Raw genomic sequence first — 14938 nt, 5'->3', positions numbered from 1 at the left:
CTACTTTTATAGATGGCTATTTTTGTTATGAAAACATTCATTTACCTACATTTATTTAGTGCTTGGTTAAGTTTAATTCTGTTCGTGATTCGTGGTGGCTTGCAATTACAGGTAAAAGATTGGCGTCAATATAAATTGTTACGTGTTTTACCGCATATTATTGATACTGTTTTGCTATTGAGTGGTCTTTCTTTTCTACTCTTTTTTCAATTTCCATTAATGAATTGGTTAATAATTAAATTTATTGCTTTGGTGTTATATATTATTTTGGCAGCAAAAGCATTTAAACGACAAAATCCACAAAATAAATTCATTTTACCTGCATTAATTAGTTTTATTGTCGCGATGTTATTAGGCTATTTCCATTAATATTATGCCGTTTTTTGATACACATACGCATTTGGATTATTTGGTGCAAGAGCTGAATCAATCATTATCTCATCTGGTAGCGGAAGCAAAAGCTCATCAGGTTGAGAAAATGTTGGTTGTTGGTATTAATCGACAGAGTATTGATTATTTACCGAATTGGCTTAGCGATCAACCTAACCTCTATTATGGTGTGGGATTGCATCCTCTTTTTATTGCCACGCATAAAAGTCAAGATTTGGATTATCTTGAACAGCACTTGGCACAACAAAATAAACAATGTATTGCGGTGGCAGAAATTGGTCTGGATCGTTATCCAGCAGAAATTATTACAGCGGAAATGTGGCAGAAACAGTGCGAGTTTTTTGATGCGCAATTAAATTTGGCAAACCGTTATCATTTACCAGTGAATTTACATTCTCGTCGATCACATGATCAGCTCTATACCTTTTTAAAGCGACATCAATTGCCGAAAACGGGTATTGTTCACGGTTTTTCCGGCAGCTATGAACAGGCGAAACGATTCGTGGATCTCGGTTATAAAATTGGTGTTGGCGGTACTATTACTTATCCACGTGCGAATAAAACTCGGCAGGCGATTGCCCGTTTGCCGTTATCTGCTTTGGTGCTTGAAACGGATAGTCCGGATATGCCAATAATGGGCTGGCAAGGGCAGCCTAATCATCCGGCATGTTTACCGCTTATTTTTGCAGAATTATGCAAATTAAGATCGGAAAATCAGGAGAATATTGCAGAACAGCTTTGGCAAAGCAGCGTACAGTTGCTGTTGTCGGAAAAGCATAGTTAAGTATTATGAGCTAAATTGTTATTTATAGTTGAAGTCATTACAATAAACGGATTTTCTATTGATTAAGGAATTACTATGTCAGATATTGAGCAATCATTAAATTGGAAATCCACTTCATCCATTCAGAATCTGTTAAAACGAGCCAAAATTATTGCTGATATTCGACAATTTTTTGTTGATCGTGGTTTATTGGAAGTTGAAACCCCTATTTTAAGCGAGTTTTCGGTGACGGATGTTCATCTTTCTACCTTCCAAACAGAATTTACACCGCCTTTTGATCAGAAAAAAACGCTACATTTAATTACCAGCCCGGAATACCATATGAAACGCTTATTGGCAGAGGGTAGCGGTCCGATTTTCCAAATCTGCAAAGTGTTTAGGAATGAAGAGGCGGGAAAACGCCATAATCCGGAATTTACGATGTTGGAGTGGTACCGTCCTTTTTTTGATATGTATCGCTTAATCAATGAAGTGGATGATTTATTGCAACAAATTTTAGATTGTCCGCCGGCGGAATCTTTGAGCTATCAGTTTGTGTTTCAGGAATATGTCGGCGTTGATCCATTATCAGCCAGCAAAGCGGAGCTGGTAGAAAAGGCAAAGGCTCAGGGGTTGGTCAATGCGGATATGGAAGGAAGAGATACATTGTTGCAATATCTCTTCAGTGAAGTCGTGGAAAAAAATATCGGACAGGAACGCCCTATTGCGGTGTATCATTTCCCTTCAGCACAGGCGGCATTGGCACAAATCAGTTCGGAAGATCATCGTGTAGCGGAGCGTTTTGAGTTTTATTATAAAGGTTTGGAATTGGCGAACGGTTTCCACGAATTAACAGATGCCAATGAACAGATGCACCGTTTTGAACAGGACAATTTGTTGCGTGAAAAATTGCATTTGCCACCGCAACAAATGGATAGCCGTTTTCTGGCAGCATTGAAATCCGGAATGCCATCCTGTTCCGGTGTGGCGTTGGGCGTGGATCGTTTATTAATGATTGCGTTATCGACAGACAATATTGAAGATGTCATCTCTTTTTCGATAAAAAATGCGTAGATGGAGGCAAAATGAGAACACTTTTTTTAATGTTGATTATACTGTTGGGATTAAGTGCTTGCTCTTCATCGGTGAAATCACCGTTACGCAGCAATCAGCCGGTGATTAATATTGAAGCTGTGTTAGCGCCATCGTTGCAGGTGTCAGCCAATTCATCACAGCTTGAAGTGAAAAATCGAGCCGATAAACTGATTAAAACGGCTTTCCTGCTCACTTGGTATGATAAAAATGGCGTTACTCAACGTGCCGATTGGCAACAGGAAGAGCAGTGGATCGGATTAACTTTGGCAGCACAGCAACAAAAAACGATTCAATTACAAAAGCCGAATAAAAACAGCGTGAATTATCGTGTCTACTTTAAAGCTGATTAAATAAGTAAAATGGAGCTGCAAACATCGGGAATGACACGAGGCAGTGAGATTATCACCATTGCCGATCAGCGTTATGTTGTTCGTTATCAAACGCCTGAATTGGCGTTGCTTGGTGTTGATCGTGCGCGAGAGGCGGCGGTTTTAAACTATCTGGCTGCGGTTGATAATAAGGCAATGATTTCCCCTACAATGATAGAACAACATTCACAGCAACTGGTTGTGAGCTATATTTGGGGGAAAACGGCAAAAAAATGGACGAAGCCTTTGTTAAAAAAGGTCGCGATGGCACTAAAACAGCTACAACAACAAACCGTTTTTGCAGCGTTGGATGAGGTGAATATTAGTGAGCGTTGTTCTGCTCTGGCTAAATATGCACCGCATTTAATTGCGCCACCAATAGAACCGCAATTAACGGAGCTGAAAAGCTTGTGCCATTTTGATTTGCATCTTGGTAATATTGTAAAAACCGGTCAAAAGTTAGCCTTTATTGATTGGGAATATGCCGGTTATGCTCATCCGTTTTGGGAGCTGGCGTTATTTTTGCAAGCTAACCATTTAGCAAAAAGACAAGAAAATTATTTTTTAAAGCATTATTTTAGCGATCATCCACTGCTTTCATTTCGCCAATGGCAAGCGCAAAAAAAGTCTTGTTTGCAATGGGCAGATTATTTGATCGCATTATGGCTTATTTGTCATCAACAACTGAATTGAGGGTGTTATGTCTAAATTAATCGTTGATTTACAAGGTAAATCAGTAGAGGCGGAAGAGATTGAAATTCTTAATCATCCGTTAATTGCCGGCGTTATTCTGTTTTCGCGTAATTTTGAAGATATTCCGCAATTGCAGTATTTAATTAAAACCATCCGACAAAAAGTAAAACGCCCGCTATTGATTTGTGTTGATCAGGAGGGCGGCAGAGTTCAGCGTTTTCGTAACGGATTTACGCAATTGCCGGCAATGCAGGCGTTTAGTGCATTATTGGCACAAGAGGAACAACAATATTGGGCGCAAGAGAGTGCGTGGTTGATGGCATCCGAAATGATTGCAATGGATATTGATTTAAGTTTTGCCCCGGTTTTGGATGTCGGTCATCAATGTAAAGCGATCGGAGATCGCAGTTTTCATCAGGATTGGCGGCAGTTATTGCCGTTAGCGGAAGCTTTTTGTGACGGTATGTTGCAGGCAGGAATGGCAACGACAGGCAAACATTTTCCGGGGCACGGACACGTTATTGCCGATTCGCATTTGGAAACGCCAAGGGATGAACGCCCTTTTGCCCAGATTCAACAGCAAGATTTGCAACCGTTCCAGCAATTAATTGAAAAACAGAAATTGAATGCAATTATGCCGGCACACGTGATTTATACTCAGGCAGATACACAACCGGCAAGTGGCTCAAGTTTTTGGTTAAAACAGGTGTTAAGACAACAGCTTGGTTTTAAAGGGATTATTTTTTCTGATGATTTAGGAATGAAAGGTGCCGGTGCGATGGGCGGTTTTGTCGAACGGAGCCAACAGGCTTTAGAGGCAGGCTGTGATATTTTACTATTATGTAATGAGCGTGCTGGGGTGATTGAAGTGCTGGATCAATTGTCATATCAGCCAACAGAACAAGAAAAAACAGCTTATTTACAATTAACGAAGAAAAAAACATTTTCATTATCTCAATTACAAGCCAGTGAGCGTTGGCTAAAAGCGCACCACTTTTTGTCTGCATTACAACAGAAATGGTTAGAGGTAAAAGGCTGATGCATTGTCTTTATTTTGCACAAGGAAAATGCCGCTCTTGTGCTTGGCTGGAACAACCTTATCAACAGCAAATTGAGCGTAAACAACAGCATTTGCAGCAATGTCTATCCGAATTAGTGAGCGAAGAAACTATTTGGTTTCCGTCACAGCAATCGGCACAACAGGCGATGCGTAATCGCGCCAAAATGGTGGTGAGCGGTGTAGTGGAAAAACCGATATTGGGTATTTTAACCGATCCCAATGATATGAACAGTGCAATTGATCTTACTGATTGTCCTCTTTATCCGATTGAATTTAAAAAGATTTTTTCTCAATTAAAAGATTTTATTGCTAGAGCCGGGCTTGTACCTTATAACGTGGCGAAGCGTAAAGGCGAGTTAAAATATCTATTGCTGACACAAAGCCAATTTAATCAACAGTTTATGTTGCGTTTTGTATTGCGTAGTGAAACAAAATTGCCTTTGATTCGTAGAGAATTGCCTTCATTACAACAAAAATTGCCACAGTTAGCCGTGATTAGTGCCAATATTCAACCGCAACATGCGGCTATTTTAGAGGGTGAAACAGAAATTTACTTCACAGAACAACAGGTGTTGGAAGAGCAATTCAATCAGATTTCCCTATTTATTCGCCCACAGGGCTTTTTTCAAACTAATCCGCAAGTTGCTGCTGCTTTATATCACACTGCTCAACAATGGACACAAGCATTGCCGATTAAACAGATTTGGGATTTGTTCTGTGGGGTAGGCGGTTTTGGTTTGCATTGTGCGTTAGCTAGAAAAAAGGTTAAACCGGAGGTGTCATTAGTCGGTATTGAGATTTCAGAATCGGCAATCCGCTCTGCACGTTTAGCAGCTGAAAAAGCTGGATTATATAATGCGATATTTCAGGATCTTGATGCGAGTAAATTTCAAGCACATCAAGGTGATAAACCAGATTTAGTAATTATAAATCCGCCAAGACGAGGTATTGGTGAAAAATTAATACAATATTTAAATGAACTCCAACCTCGTTTTTTGCTATATTCCAGTTGTAATGTAACGACAATGCAGCAGGATTTACAACGCTTATCTGGTTATCATTTAAGCAAAGTGCAGTTGTTTGATATGTTTCCACACACAGCACACTATGAAGTGTTAGTGTTGTTACAATTAACTAAATAAGTTTCACCGCAGGAGGTAAATATGAAAAAGATTGAAGCAATTATTAAACCATTTAAATTGGATGATGTGCGTGAAGCATTATCGGATCTCGGAATTACCGGTATGACAGTGAGCGAGGTAAAGGGATTTGGTCGACAAAAAGGTCATACCGAGCTTTATCGTGGAGCGGAATATATGGTAGATTTTCTGCCTAAAGTGAAATTGGAAATTGTTGTAGTTGATGAGCAGGTTGAACAGTGCGTTGAGGCGATTATTGATAACGCTCAATCTGGAAAAATCGGTGATGGCAAAATTTTTGTGTATGATGTCGAACGGGTAATTCGTATTCGTACCGGAGAAGAAAACGAGGATGCAATTTAGTGGGAATAATTTATGTTGTATTTGCTTTAGTTGCTGGTGTTGGGCTTGCTTCTCAGGCGGCAATTAATAGTCAGCTTAGTAAAGTGGTTGCCGGGCAACCATTAATTGCGGCATTAATCTCTTTTGCTACAGGAACATTGGCATTGTTGTTAGTATGTTTGATTAAAACAAATTTATGGGAAGGCTTGCAAAATCTTGCTGGGCAACCGTTTTGGAAATTTATTGGCGGGCCATTAGGTGCGTTAGTGGTGTTTACTACGATTTTTCTTGCTCCGAAAGTAGGCATTACCAATATGCTATTTTTTATCATTATTGGGCAGTTGGTTGCAGCGATGATTATTGATCATTTTGGCTTAATTTATATGCCGGTGCGAGAGGTTACTGTCTGGAAAATGGTAGGTATGTTGGTGGTAATGGGAGGATTATTGCTATTCTTTTTCGGTGATAAGTGGTTTTCAATAAAAGGATAAATAATGACTCAGTTTAAAGTTGGATTAGTTTCTATTTCAGATCGTGCCTCTCAAGGTGTTTATGAAGATAAAGGATTGCCTTCTTTGCAACAGTGGCTAGAGCAGGCATTAATAGCGCCTTTTACGGTAGAAAAACGTTTGATTCCTGATGAACAGTCGTTAATTGAACAAACATTAAAAGAGTTGGTGGATGAGTGTGGTTGTCATTTAGTGTTGACTACTGGTGGAACAGGGCCAGCAAAGCGAGATGTAACGCCTGATGCAACATTAGCAGTGGCTGATCGAGAAATGCCGGGTTTTGGAGAACAAATGCGACAGATTAGTTTGCAATTTGTGCCAACCGCTATTCTTTCGCGTCAAGTGGGGGTGATCCGTAAAGAAAGTTTAATTCTTAACCTGCCAGGGCAGCCAAAAGCAATTAAAGAAACGTTGGAAGGATTGAAAGATGAAAACGGTAAAGTGATTGTGAAAGGTATTTTTGCTGCTGTACCTTATTGTTTGGAGTTATTAAGCGGTATTTATATTGATACTCATAAAACAATTGTTGATAGTTTTAGACCAAAGAAAAAGTAGAGCAAAAAGTCGAAAATGAAAATGGTTGCTGGTAAGTTAAAAAATAAACAGCAACCATTTATTTATATTAATTATTTATTTTGATTTTTTTCTTCACAATTTTTAATGTCAGCACATTTACCATAGAGATATAGACTGTGTGAAAGTAATTTTATTCCGTTCTGTTCACTGATCTCTTTTTGTCTTCTCTCAATAAGATCATCATTAAATTCAAACACTTTGCCACAATCCATACAAATAATATGATCGTGGTGTTCCTGCGGTGCAAGCTCAAATACAGATTTATTTCCTTCAAAATTATGGCGAATAAGAATGTTGGCTTCGTCGAATTGATTTAAAACGCGGTATACGGTTGCTAATCCAATTTCTTCATCTTCTTCAAGCAACCATTTATAAACATCTTCAGCTGAGAAATGTTGTACCGGAGTACGTTGCATTAATGAGAGGATTTTTAAACGTGGTTCAGTAATTTTTAATCCCACTTTTTTTAATAACTTAATGTTTTCGTCTACAATATTTGTTGTCATACTCGCCTCTAATTAAATCAATGTCATAAATTTTTGTATATCTTAACTTTATGAATGATAAATGGATAACTGAAAATTTCTATTAAGAAGATAGAAATAATCCATTTCAGAAGTATGGATTATTTCGTTTTTGAATGCAAATGATAATTAAAGGGGTTAAGCAAGTTGATCTAAACACATTTCGCTATAAAGTTGTTTACACCATTTTTCAACGCGTTCATTGCTTAATTCCGGTTGGCGATCTTCATCAATACATAATCCGACAAAAGTTTTTTCATCGATCAGTGCTTTTGATGATTCAAAGTGATAACCTTCCGTAGGCCAATAACCGACAATTGTCGCACCGTGAGGTTCGATAATATCACGGACTGTTCCCATTGCATCACAGAAATAATCAGCATAATCTTCCTGATCACCGCAACCGAAAATAGCAACTAATTTATCTGTAAAATCTATTTCTTCCAAGGTTGGAAAGAAGTCATCCCAGTCACACTGCGCTTCACCGTAATACCACGTCGGGATTCCGATCATAATAAAATCGTAAGCTTCAATATCTTCTTTTGTGCTTTTGGCTATATCGTGAATATCAACGAGTTCGCTACCTAACTGTTTTTGGATCATTTTGGCAATATTTTCTGTATTACCAGTATCGCTACCATAAAATAAACCAATAAGTGCCATATTAATTCCTATTTTTGTCTAAATATGTTTGTAATATTTGTTCGATCAATTGTTGACGACTCATATTTGCCGTTTCTGCTAATTGTTCAAGTTGATTTACCATTGTTGTGTGTAATTTTAGTTCAACTCGTTTTAGACCCACAGCTTTATCGCGACGTAACTGATTTCGTTTATTAATGCGGATTTGTTGTTCGCGACTAAGCGGATTTGTGCGAGGTCTTCCGACTTTAGCAACGTGAGCAAATAAGTCTAATGTTATGCAATCTGCTTCTTGTTTTGCCATTATTATACTCACTGAAAACCATCTTTCAGACTACTTGAGATTGATAAGCTGTTTTGTGGCGTGCAATATATCACAGTTTCCAGCAAACTGAAAATATCACGCCATTTAAATTTATGACTTTTGTTGTAGATGTCTTTCAATTGCTCGAATCACATATTGTGGTTTATCGGCGTGAACCCAATGTGCGGCACCATTGATAGTAAATGCATTAGCATTAGGAAAAAGCTGCATAATTTTATCTCTGTATTGAGGTAATACATAATTGGAATTTCCACCACGAATAAATAGCGTAGGCAACGTGCATACATTATCGTTTTCAGACCAATCCATAAGTTGTTGATAACGTTTAAACAACACGTTGGTATTAAAACGGAATCGTTGAGGTTGTTTTACATCAAATGACTTTAAGACAAACTGTAAAATTGCCGAATTTTCAATATACTGTTCCATAATAACTTTTGCTTGTTGGCGTGTTTCCGATTGCGCTTCAGCTACAGTAAACAATGCTTGGAAGATAGTGCTGTGTTCGTTATGGGTATAAGTAACCGGTGCAATATCGAGTACAATTAAACTTTTTACATATTCAGGGTAAGTCAATGCAAATTGCATAGCGGTTTTGCCCCCCATTGAATGTCCGATAATAATGACTTTCTTCAGGCCAAGATGTTGCAGAACTCGTAATAAATCATCAGCCATTAATGGATAATTCATCTCATCGTGATGAAAGCTTCTGCCGTGGTTACGTAAATCGATTCTTAATAAAGAATATTGTTGATCAAAAGCTTTAGCAATGATGCCCAAATTGTTCATATCACCAAAAAGTCCGTGAATAAAAACAAGAGTATCTGCTTGAGCATTTGCAGAGGGTTGATAATCGAAATTAAGTAATGGAGTGGTCATAATAAATTTTATCTAAGGAAATGATGGTTGAAGATAAAATATTTCTTAATAAGGATCAAGTTTTAATCAGTTATGAAAAAATGGTTGATAAATTAAACATAATGCGGATTTTATTTTCGGCTTTGTCTTGTTATGACGTATAATAATGGTCATTTAGCAGAACTTGGAGCAAATGATGAAAACAATTAGTATTGATGACGAAATTTACCAATATATTGCCAGTAACACGCAAGCAATCGGTGAAGATGCCTCAACAATTTTACGTAGATTATTAAATTTTCCTCAAGTTCAAACAAAAAAAGAGCATATCTCATCGAATGTTGTGGAGATGGGTAATCAGAGTAATAATAGCCGTTCGGAAGGCGAAGCCACTGCGGAGAGAGAATTCAGTCTGACGACTTCTGAACAAACGCCTGTATTACCGAAACAGCCGAGCAAAGAGGTAATTGAGCATACGAATCGACAAATTCAAAAACTCATCAGTTCCGCAGAATTTCTGCACGAAGATAAACAGGTTAATCGTTTTTTAATGATTTTAAGTATGCTTTACCGTGCTAATCCGGAAGGCTTTTCGAGTGCAACAGAAGTGAGCCAAGGTCGTTCAAGAGTTTATTTTTCTTTGGAAGTAGCTGAGATCGAAGCTTCCGGTAGTAGCGTTAACCCTAAACAAATTCCGAAATCACCGTTTTGGGTGGCAACAAATAATAATACAGCTAGAAAATTAAATATGTTAGAGTCTGTTATGCGAGCAATGTATGTGCCAGAACATTTAGTACAATTAGTGGCATTTCAGTTTACATCGCCACATATTGAAGAGGAAACAATTTGATGTTATGGCAACAATATGCCGAGATAAAACCAGCGGAAATTGCATTAAAATTTAAATTAAAACGGCAAATTAAAAGCGGGAATAAAACCCGCTTTTCTATTGTTGAACATTATTTGACGTGGCGTGATTTATATCAATTAATTGAGCAATGGGCGGAGAATTGGCAAACACAAGGTATCAGTTTAGGTAAAGGTATTGCATTGATTGGACGTTATCAGCCTGAATTAGTGATTGCCTATTTGGTCGCATTACGTTTGCGATGTCGCGTGTTGGTGATTAATCCGATGTTTCCGGCAGAAAAAATCATACAAATTTGTGAGCAGTGCAATATGGATTATTTGCTAGATTGCACGCAACTAAATGTAAATAGCTTGGAAGTAGGTAAGTTGCAACAGCTTGATTTTGGTTTAGCGGATGATGTAATTCAACAAAGGTTGGCGACAAAATGCCCATTGACTTTTACTTTAACTTCCGGTTCAACTGGGCTGCCGAAAGCTGTAGTTCATACAATATCTCATCATTTATCCAGTGCTGAAGGTATTTCACCGTTATTGCAGATTGATGCGAGCAGTGAATGGTTGCTGTCATTGCCATTGTTTCACGTTTCCGGACAAGGCGTAATTTGGCGTTGGTTACAAAACGGTTGTTGTTTACGTTGTGTCGGTGACAATATCTACCAAGATTTATTACAGGTTACTCACAGCTCTTTGGTACCGACACAATTACAACAGTTTCTTCAGTTCCTTAAGGACGATAAAATTTCATCCTTTCGTTTAACTCATATTTTGTTGGGTGGAACGCATATTCCGGTGGCGTTGACTCAACAAGCAATCAATGCTGGTATTCACTGTTATTCTGGTTATGGAATGACGGAAGCTGCATCGACTGTATTTGCGAAAAAAAGTGATTCCAGTGCTGGTGTCGGTTATCTTTTACCGTTGCGAGAGTATCAATTGGTTGAAGGGGAAATTTGGGTGAGAGGTAAAACACTGGCGTTAGGTTATTGGCAAAAAAATGGTGAGATAAAAACATTACTGAATAAAGAGGGTTGGTTTGCAACGAGGGATAAAGGTTATCTGGGAAAAAATACGCAAGAATTATTTATTCAGGGACGGATTGATAATATGTTTATCTCAGGTGGAGAAAATATCCAACCTGAAGAGATTGAGTCTTTTATTTTGCAACAACCTGATGTAAAACAGGTTGTTGTTTTGCCGGTTGAAGATCAAACATATGGGCAGCGTCCGGTTGCTGTTATTGATTTTGTGGGAGGCTTTAGTTTTGATAAAGTGAATGGAGTTCAAGCTATTTTGCGAAAAAAATTAGAAAAATTTAAGCAACCTATCGCCTATTATCCATTTGAAAGAGTTATGCCATCGGCTGTAGGTATTAAAGTTTCCCGACATTTTTTGTCTCAACAATTATCATTATTTTTACAAAATTCAGAGGAATAATATGTGCAAACGTATTTTTGTTTTCGTGCTGTTTTTGGCGGCTTTATTTGCCTGTATTAATGTGCAGGCTCAAATTCCTTCCGCGAACGATATCCAGACGCAAATTGCCGCACAAAAAGCAAATCCTAACAGTAATGAAGCCACGCAACAACAATTACTAACTGCATTGAATGACAGTTTGGATTTATTGAAACAGTTGGATGAGCAGAAAAAACAGACAAATGAACTGAATAATCAAATCAAAACAGCATCAACAGAAATTCCTAAATTACAGGCAGAGTTACAAAAACTTAAAACAAATTCTAATAATGCAGTCAATACCGATGATTTAGCAAAATTGTCGGAAGATAATCTACAAAAGAGAATGGAGCTCTCTTTTCAAAAAGTGGATGAGTTGCAAACTACACTAAATGAAATTGCCTCTAAATTAGTAAGCCAACAAACATTACCGGATCGAATTCAATCGATATTAAGGGATAATTTGGCAAAAACACAGGCGATTAATAAAGCGTTAGCGGATAGTCAGCTCGATCCGATTTTTGTGAATAAATATCAAATTGAGCTAGCATTGATTGAAGCGCAGAATGACTATAATCAAACTTTATTGAAAGAGAGTTCTACGTTGAACTCTTGGTATGAATTACAGCGTGATCAAAAAACTTACTATTTACAGCAGGCGAAAAGTGAACAACAAGCATTGCAATCTGTACTCAATAACAAACGTTTAGATGCCTCTAAAAAACAATTAGCGCAATTAGAGAAATCTCAACAGACAAAGGATGACAATGTTAATCCATTGATTCAGAATGAGTTAAATCAGAATACGCAATTAAGTCAGCAGTTATTGAGTGAAACTCAAACTTCCAATCAATTGTCGCAAGAGAGTTTACGCATTAAAAATGTGTTGGATAACTTAACACAAACACAGCGTAGTATTGATGAACAGATTAGTGCATTGCAGGGGACTTTAGTCTTATCCCGTATTATTAATCAGCAAAAACAGAATTTACCGACCGATCAAACGATAGAAGGTTTGGGAAAGCGTATTGCTGATCTGCGTGTACAGATTTTTGATTTAACGCAAGCAAGAGATGCTATTTACGCACCGGAAGAGTATATCACTAAGCTACCTAATTCTTCAGGGTTGAGTGATGCTGAGAAAAGCACTTTAATTTCGGTATTATCTGAGCGGAAGAAAATTTATTCGGATATTCTTAAGTTATTAAATACACAGTTAAATTTAGCGATTACTATTGAGTTAAATCAGCAACAGGTCAGGTTAATTAGTGATGATTTGCAACAAAAATTACAACAGCAGAGTTTCTGGGTTAAGAGCAATAATCCAATTGATTGGGATTGGATAGTCTCATTTCCGAATTTGGCGTTGACACAGTTAAAGAATATAAGTAATGCGATTGACACGCGCCATTTCAGTCGTAATCTTATTCCGATGCTAGGCTTTGTTTTGTTCCTATCTTTAGTTGCAGCATTGATTTATTCACAAAAAGTGAAACTACAATCTTGGCTAGCAAAGATAAATTCTCAAGTTGGTTCATTAAATGCAGATAGTCAGTGGCATACACCGTTAGCTATTTTGTTAACAGCAATATTAGTAGTGCCTTATCCATTGATGTTTTTAATCATTTTTGTGTTGGTGGGGCATTTCATCATTGCCGATCCTATTTTAGCGTGGCCGTGGACATTAAAAATGGCAGGTTATTGGTGGCTATTTTCTTTCTTGATTGAATTATTGAAACCGAATGGTCTTGTTTATCGCCATTTTGGTTTGGCGAAAGAGAGTGGTAAGTTATTTTTAGCGGTATTAAAGCGTTCGATTTGGGCGATTATTTTCTTAATTAATACCACTCTGATTAGCGATATGAGTAATACGCCGTTGACTAATGATGTTATTGGCGAGGTTATTACTATCTCGGCGTTGATTTTCTGTGTCTTAATTATTGCCCCTCGTTTTGGATATGCGGTAAGAAAGTATGAAGCAACACAAGAAAATGATGGTGGTTCTCAACACGTTGGGCCTGTATTGTTGAAAGTTATTCGTGTATTGTTACTATTAATTCCGATAGCATTGATCGTGTTGATTGTCGTTGGTTATTACTATACTGCTTTAAATTTAATTACGCACTTTATTGCCAGTTATTTGGTTACTGTTTTATGGGTATTAATCAAACAGATTACAGATCGTACATTAGCGGTATCAGCAAGACGTTTAGCGTATAAACGCTTAAAAGAGCAGCGAGAGAAAAATCAAAATAAAAATGAAAGTGGGCGTTCAGAGGAAATTGTAATTGATACTAAAGATTCCGAATTGGCATTGAGTCAGGTTAAACAACAGGTGGCGCGTATTGCTGAATGGGCATTATGGGCGGTATTAGTCGGTTTCTACTATATTGTATGGTCAGATTTATTAGCAGTGGCGTATCACTTGGAAAGCATCACTTTGTGGCAACAGACGGTTGCCACTGAAACAGGCACGGTAGTGGAATCTATCACCTTATTAAATATGTTATTAGCGATTTTTATTCTATTAGTCACTTATGTGTTAGTCAGAAATATTGCTGGTTTATTAGAGGTGTTTGTTTTTTCGAGAATTAAACTTTCACAAGGTGCGCCTTATACTATTACAACTTTATTAACCTATTTTATCGTAGCAATTGGCGCTGCTTGGGCATTTTCAACATTGGGAATGTCGTGGTCGAAATTGCAGTGGTTATTTGCGGCATTATCTGTTGGTCTTGGTTTCGGTTTGCAGGAAATTTTTGCAAATTTTGTTTCTGGTATTATTATCCTGTTTGAACGTCCGGTACGTATTGGTGATACCATTACTATCGGTGAGTATTCAGGCACAGTTTCCAAAATCCGTATTCGTGCGACAACATTAGTTGATTATGATGGTAAAGAAGTGATAGTTCCTAATAAAGCATTTGTAACGGAACGTTTAACAAACTGGGCATTGTCTAACACGATCACGCGTTTGGTGATTACTGTCGGTGTTGCTTATGGTTCAGATTTGGATTTAACGAAAAGATTGTTGTTACAAGCAGCGAAGGATTGTGAAAAAGTGTTGAAAGAACCGGAGCCAAAAGCCTATTTTCTGACTTTTGGTGCCAGCACTTTGGATCACGAATTACGTGTTTATGTAGGAGATTTGTCGGACAGATTGCCAACAACAGATTTTTTGAATCGCAGAATTAATCAATTATTTGCAGAAAATAATATTGAAATCGCCTTTAATCAGTTGGATGTTTTTATCAAAAATCAACAAAGCGGTGAAGAAATGAAAGTGGTGACATCGACAGAAAATAAATTAACACAATAAAGTATTAGAAAGA

Annotated in this window: 17 protein-coding genes; 13 read left to right on the top strand and 4 right to left on the bottom strand. The window is 37.6% G+C overall.

The features are described from left to right. The first annotated feature begins 27 nt into the window (after positions 1-27). The 10 genes from ACXPAV_RS06785 to mog all read left to right on the top strand — a co-directional run bounded on the left by ACXPAV_RS06785 (position 28) and on the right by mog (position 6914). Positions 28-369, top strand: coding sequence for a SirB2 family protein (locus tag ACXPAV_RS06785; RefSeq protein WP_458003052.1), 342 nt, complete (start codon positions 28-30; stop codon positions 367-369). Positions 370-373: 4 nt separating this feature from the next. After that, a complete protein-coding gene (locus tag ACXPAV_RS06780; protein ID WP_458003051.1) occupies positions 374-1174 on the top strand; it encodes a TatD family hydrolase in 801 nt (266 codons plus the stop codon). A gap of 75 nt (positions 1175-1249) precedes the next feature. Further along, positions 1250-2227, top strand: a complete 978-nt coding sequence (gene epmA / locus ACXPAV_RS06775; protein ID WP_039094576.1) for an elongation factor P--(R)-beta-lysine ligase — start codon at positions 1250-1252, stop codon at positions 2225-2227. Positions 2228-2238: 11 nt separating this feature from the next. Then, positions 2239-2598 (top strand): YcfL family protein, encoded by a 360-nt coding sequence (locus tag ACXPAV_RS06770; protein WP_013746764.1) that lies wholly within the window; start codon positions 2239-2241, stop codon positions 2596-2598. A gap of 9 nt (positions 2599-2607) precedes the next feature. Further along, positions 2608-3309 (top strand): phosphotransferase, encoded by a 702-nt coding sequence (locus tag ACXPAV_RS06765; RefSeq protein ID WP_230589739.1) that lies wholly within the window; start codon positions 2608-2610, stop codon positions 3307-3309. Positions 3310-3316: 7 nt separating this feature from the next. Continuing rightward, positions 3317-4348 carry a beta-N-acetylhexosaminidase gene (nagZ, locus tag ACXPAV_RS06760; protein ID WP_458003050.1) on the top strand — a complete coding sequence of 344 codons (1032 nt, stop codon included), beginning with the start codon at positions 3317-3319 and terminating at the stop codon, positions 4346-4348. Next, entirely contained in the window at positions 4348-5511 is a 1164-nt protein-coding gene (rlmC, locus tag ACXPAV_RS06755; RefSeq protein WP_458003049.1) for a 23S rRNA (uracil(747)-C(5))-methyltransferase RlmC, read from the top strand. The genes nagZ and rlmC overlap by 1 nt, the downstream gene beginning before the upstream one ends. Before the next feature lie 21 nt (positions 5512-5532). Then, positions 5533-5871: a nitrogen regulatory protein P-II gene (gene glnB, locus ACXPAV_RS06750; RefSeq protein ID WP_013746768.1), complete on the top strand. Its 339-nt coding sequence runs from the start codon at positions 5533-5535 to the stop codon at positions 5869-5871. Further along, positions 5871-6341, top strand: a complete 471-nt coding sequence (locus tag ACXPAV_RS06745; RefSeq protein WP_039094584.1) for a DMT family transporter — start codon at positions 5871-5873, stop codon at positions 6339-6341. The genes glnB and ACXPAV_RS06745 overlap by 1 nt, the downstream gene beginning before the upstream one ends. Before the next feature lie 3 nt (positions 6342-6344). After that, the gene (gene mog / locus ACXPAV_RS06740) at positions 6345-6914 is read left to right on the top strand and encodes a molybdopterin adenylyltransferase (protein WP_039094586.1); all 570 of its coding nucleotides are present in this window, start codon (positions 6345-6347) and stop codon (positions 6912-6914) included. A 71-nt stretch (positions 6915-6985) separates the two neighbouring features. Here mog and fur read toward each other — a convergent pair whose 3' ends face one another. From fur to ACXPAV_RS06720, 4 genes are all read right to left on the bottom strand, one after another. Beyond that, entirely contained in the window at positions 6986-7429 is a 444-nt protein-coding gene (gene fur / locus ACXPAV_RS06735) for a ferric iron uptake transcriptional regulator (RefSeq protein ID WP_039094609.1), read from the bottom strand. Between the two features lie 168 nt (positions 7430-7597). Continuing rightward, positions 7598-8122 (bottom strand): flavodoxin FldA, encoded by a 525-nt coding sequence (gene fldA / locus ACXPAV_RS06730; RefSeq protein ID WP_039136432.1) that lies wholly within the window; start codon positions 8120-8122, stop codon positions 7598-7600. 1 nt (position 8123) lies between these two features. Then, positions 8124-8405 (bottom strand): LexA regulated protein, encoded by a 282-nt coding sequence (gene ybfE, locus ACXPAV_RS06725; RefSeq protein WP_013746773.1) that lies wholly within the window; start codon positions 8403-8405, stop codon positions 8124-8126. A gap of 111 nt (positions 8406-8516) precedes the next feature. Then, positions 8517-9305, bottom strand: coding sequence for an alpha/beta fold hydrolase (locus ACXPAV_RS06720; RefSeq protein WP_458003048.1), 789 nt, complete (start codon positions 9303-9305; stop codon positions 8517-8519). A gap of 172 nt (positions 9306-9477) precedes the next feature. On the opposite strand from ACXPAV_RS06720, the gene seqA reads away from it, so the two are divergent. Genes seqA through mscK form a run of 3 tightly spaced genes read left to right on the top strand, consistent with a single transcriptional unit; the run spans position 9478 to position 14925 of the window. After that, positions 9478-10134, top strand: a complete 657-nt coding sequence (seqA, locus tag ACXPAV_RS06715; protein WP_458003047.1) for a replication initiation negative regulator SeqA — start codon at positions 9478-9480, stop codon at positions 10132-10134. Next, positions 10134-11588, top strand: a complete 1455-nt coding sequence (gene menE / locus ACXPAV_RS06710) for an o-succinylbenzoate--CoA ligase (RefSeq protein ID WP_458003046.1) — start codon at positions 10134-10136, stop codon at positions 11586-11588. Before seqA ends, menE begins: the two co-directional genes overlap by 1 nt. A gap of 1 nt (position 11589) precedes the next feature. Continuing rightward, complete coding sequence (mscK, locus tag ACXPAV_RS06705; RefSeq protein ID WP_458003045.1) at positions 11590-14925, top strand: mechanosensitive channel MscK; 3336 nt, start codon at positions 11590-11592, stop codon at positions 14923-14925. Positions 14926-14938 lie beyond the last annotated feature (13 nt).

This window comes from Gallibacterium sp. ZY190522, assembly GCF_054166015.1.
The sequence above is the reverse complement of the archived record's forward strand: the minus strand, read 5'-3'. Positions and strand labels throughout refer to the sequence as shown.

What these genes read in the sequence shown, in the direction of transcription:
- ACXPAV_RS06720 (WP_458003048.1), bottom strand. Translation starts at nt 9,305, where the DNA reads ATGACCACTCCATTACTTAATTTCGATTATCAACCCTCTGCAAATGCT.
- ACXPAV_RS06765 (WP_230589739.1), top strand. Translation starts at nt 2,608, where the DNA reads ATGGAGCTGCAAACATCGGGAATGACACGAGGCAGTGAGATTATCACC.
- ACXPAV_RS06770 (WP_013746764.1), top strand. Translation starts at nt 2,239, where the DNA reads ATGAGAACACTTTTTTTAATGTTGATTATACTGTTGGGATTAAGTGCT.
- ACXPAV_RS06780 (WP_458003051.1), top strand. Translation starts at nt 374, where the DNA reads ATGCCGTTTTTTGATACACATACGCATTTGGATTATTTGGTGCAAGAG.
- mscK (WP_458003045.1), top strand. Translation starts at nt 11,590, where the DNA reads ATGTGCAAACGTATTTTTGTTTTCGTGCTGTTTTTGGCGGCTTTATTT.
- menE (WP_458003046.1), top strand. Translation starts at nt 10,134, where the DNA reads ATGTTATGGCAACAATATGCCGAGATAAAACCAGCGGAAATTGCATTA.
- glnB (WP_013746768.1), top strand. Translation starts at nt 5,533, where the DNA reads ATGAAAAAGATTGAAGCAATTATTAAACCATTTAAATTGGATGATGTG.
- mog (WP_039094586.1), top strand. Translation starts at nt 6,345, where the DNA reads ATGACTCAGTTTAAAGTTGGATTAGTTTCTATTTCAGATCGTGCCTCT.
- fldA (WP_039136432.1), bottom strand. Translation starts at nt 8,122, where the DNA reads ATGGCACTTATTGGTTTATTTTATGGTAGCGATACTGGTAATACAGAA.
- rlmC (WP_458003049.1), top strand. Translation starts at nt 4,348, where the DNA reads ATGCATTGTCTTTATTTTGCACAAGGAAAATGCCGCTCTTGTGCTTGG.
- seqA (WP_458003047.1), top strand. Translation starts at nt 9,478, where the DNA reads ATGATGAAAACAATTAGTATTGATGACGAAATTTACCAATATATTGCC.
- ACXPAV_RS06785 (WP_458003052.1), top strand. Translation starts at nt 28, where the DNA reads ATGAAAACATTCATTTACCTACATTTATTTAGTGCTTGGTTAAGTTTA.
- nagZ (WP_458003050.1), top strand. Translation starts at nt 3,317, where the DNA reads ATGTCTAAATTAATCGTTGATTTACAAGGTAAATCAGTAGAGGCGGAA.
- epmA (WP_039094576.1), top strand. Translation starts at nt 1,250, where the DNA reads ATGTCAGATATTGAGCAATCATTAAATTGGAAATCCACTTCATCCATT.
- ybfE (WP_013746773.1), bottom strand. Translation starts at nt 8,405, where the DNA reads ATGGCAAAACAAGAAGCAGATTGCATAACATTAGACTTATTTGCTCAC.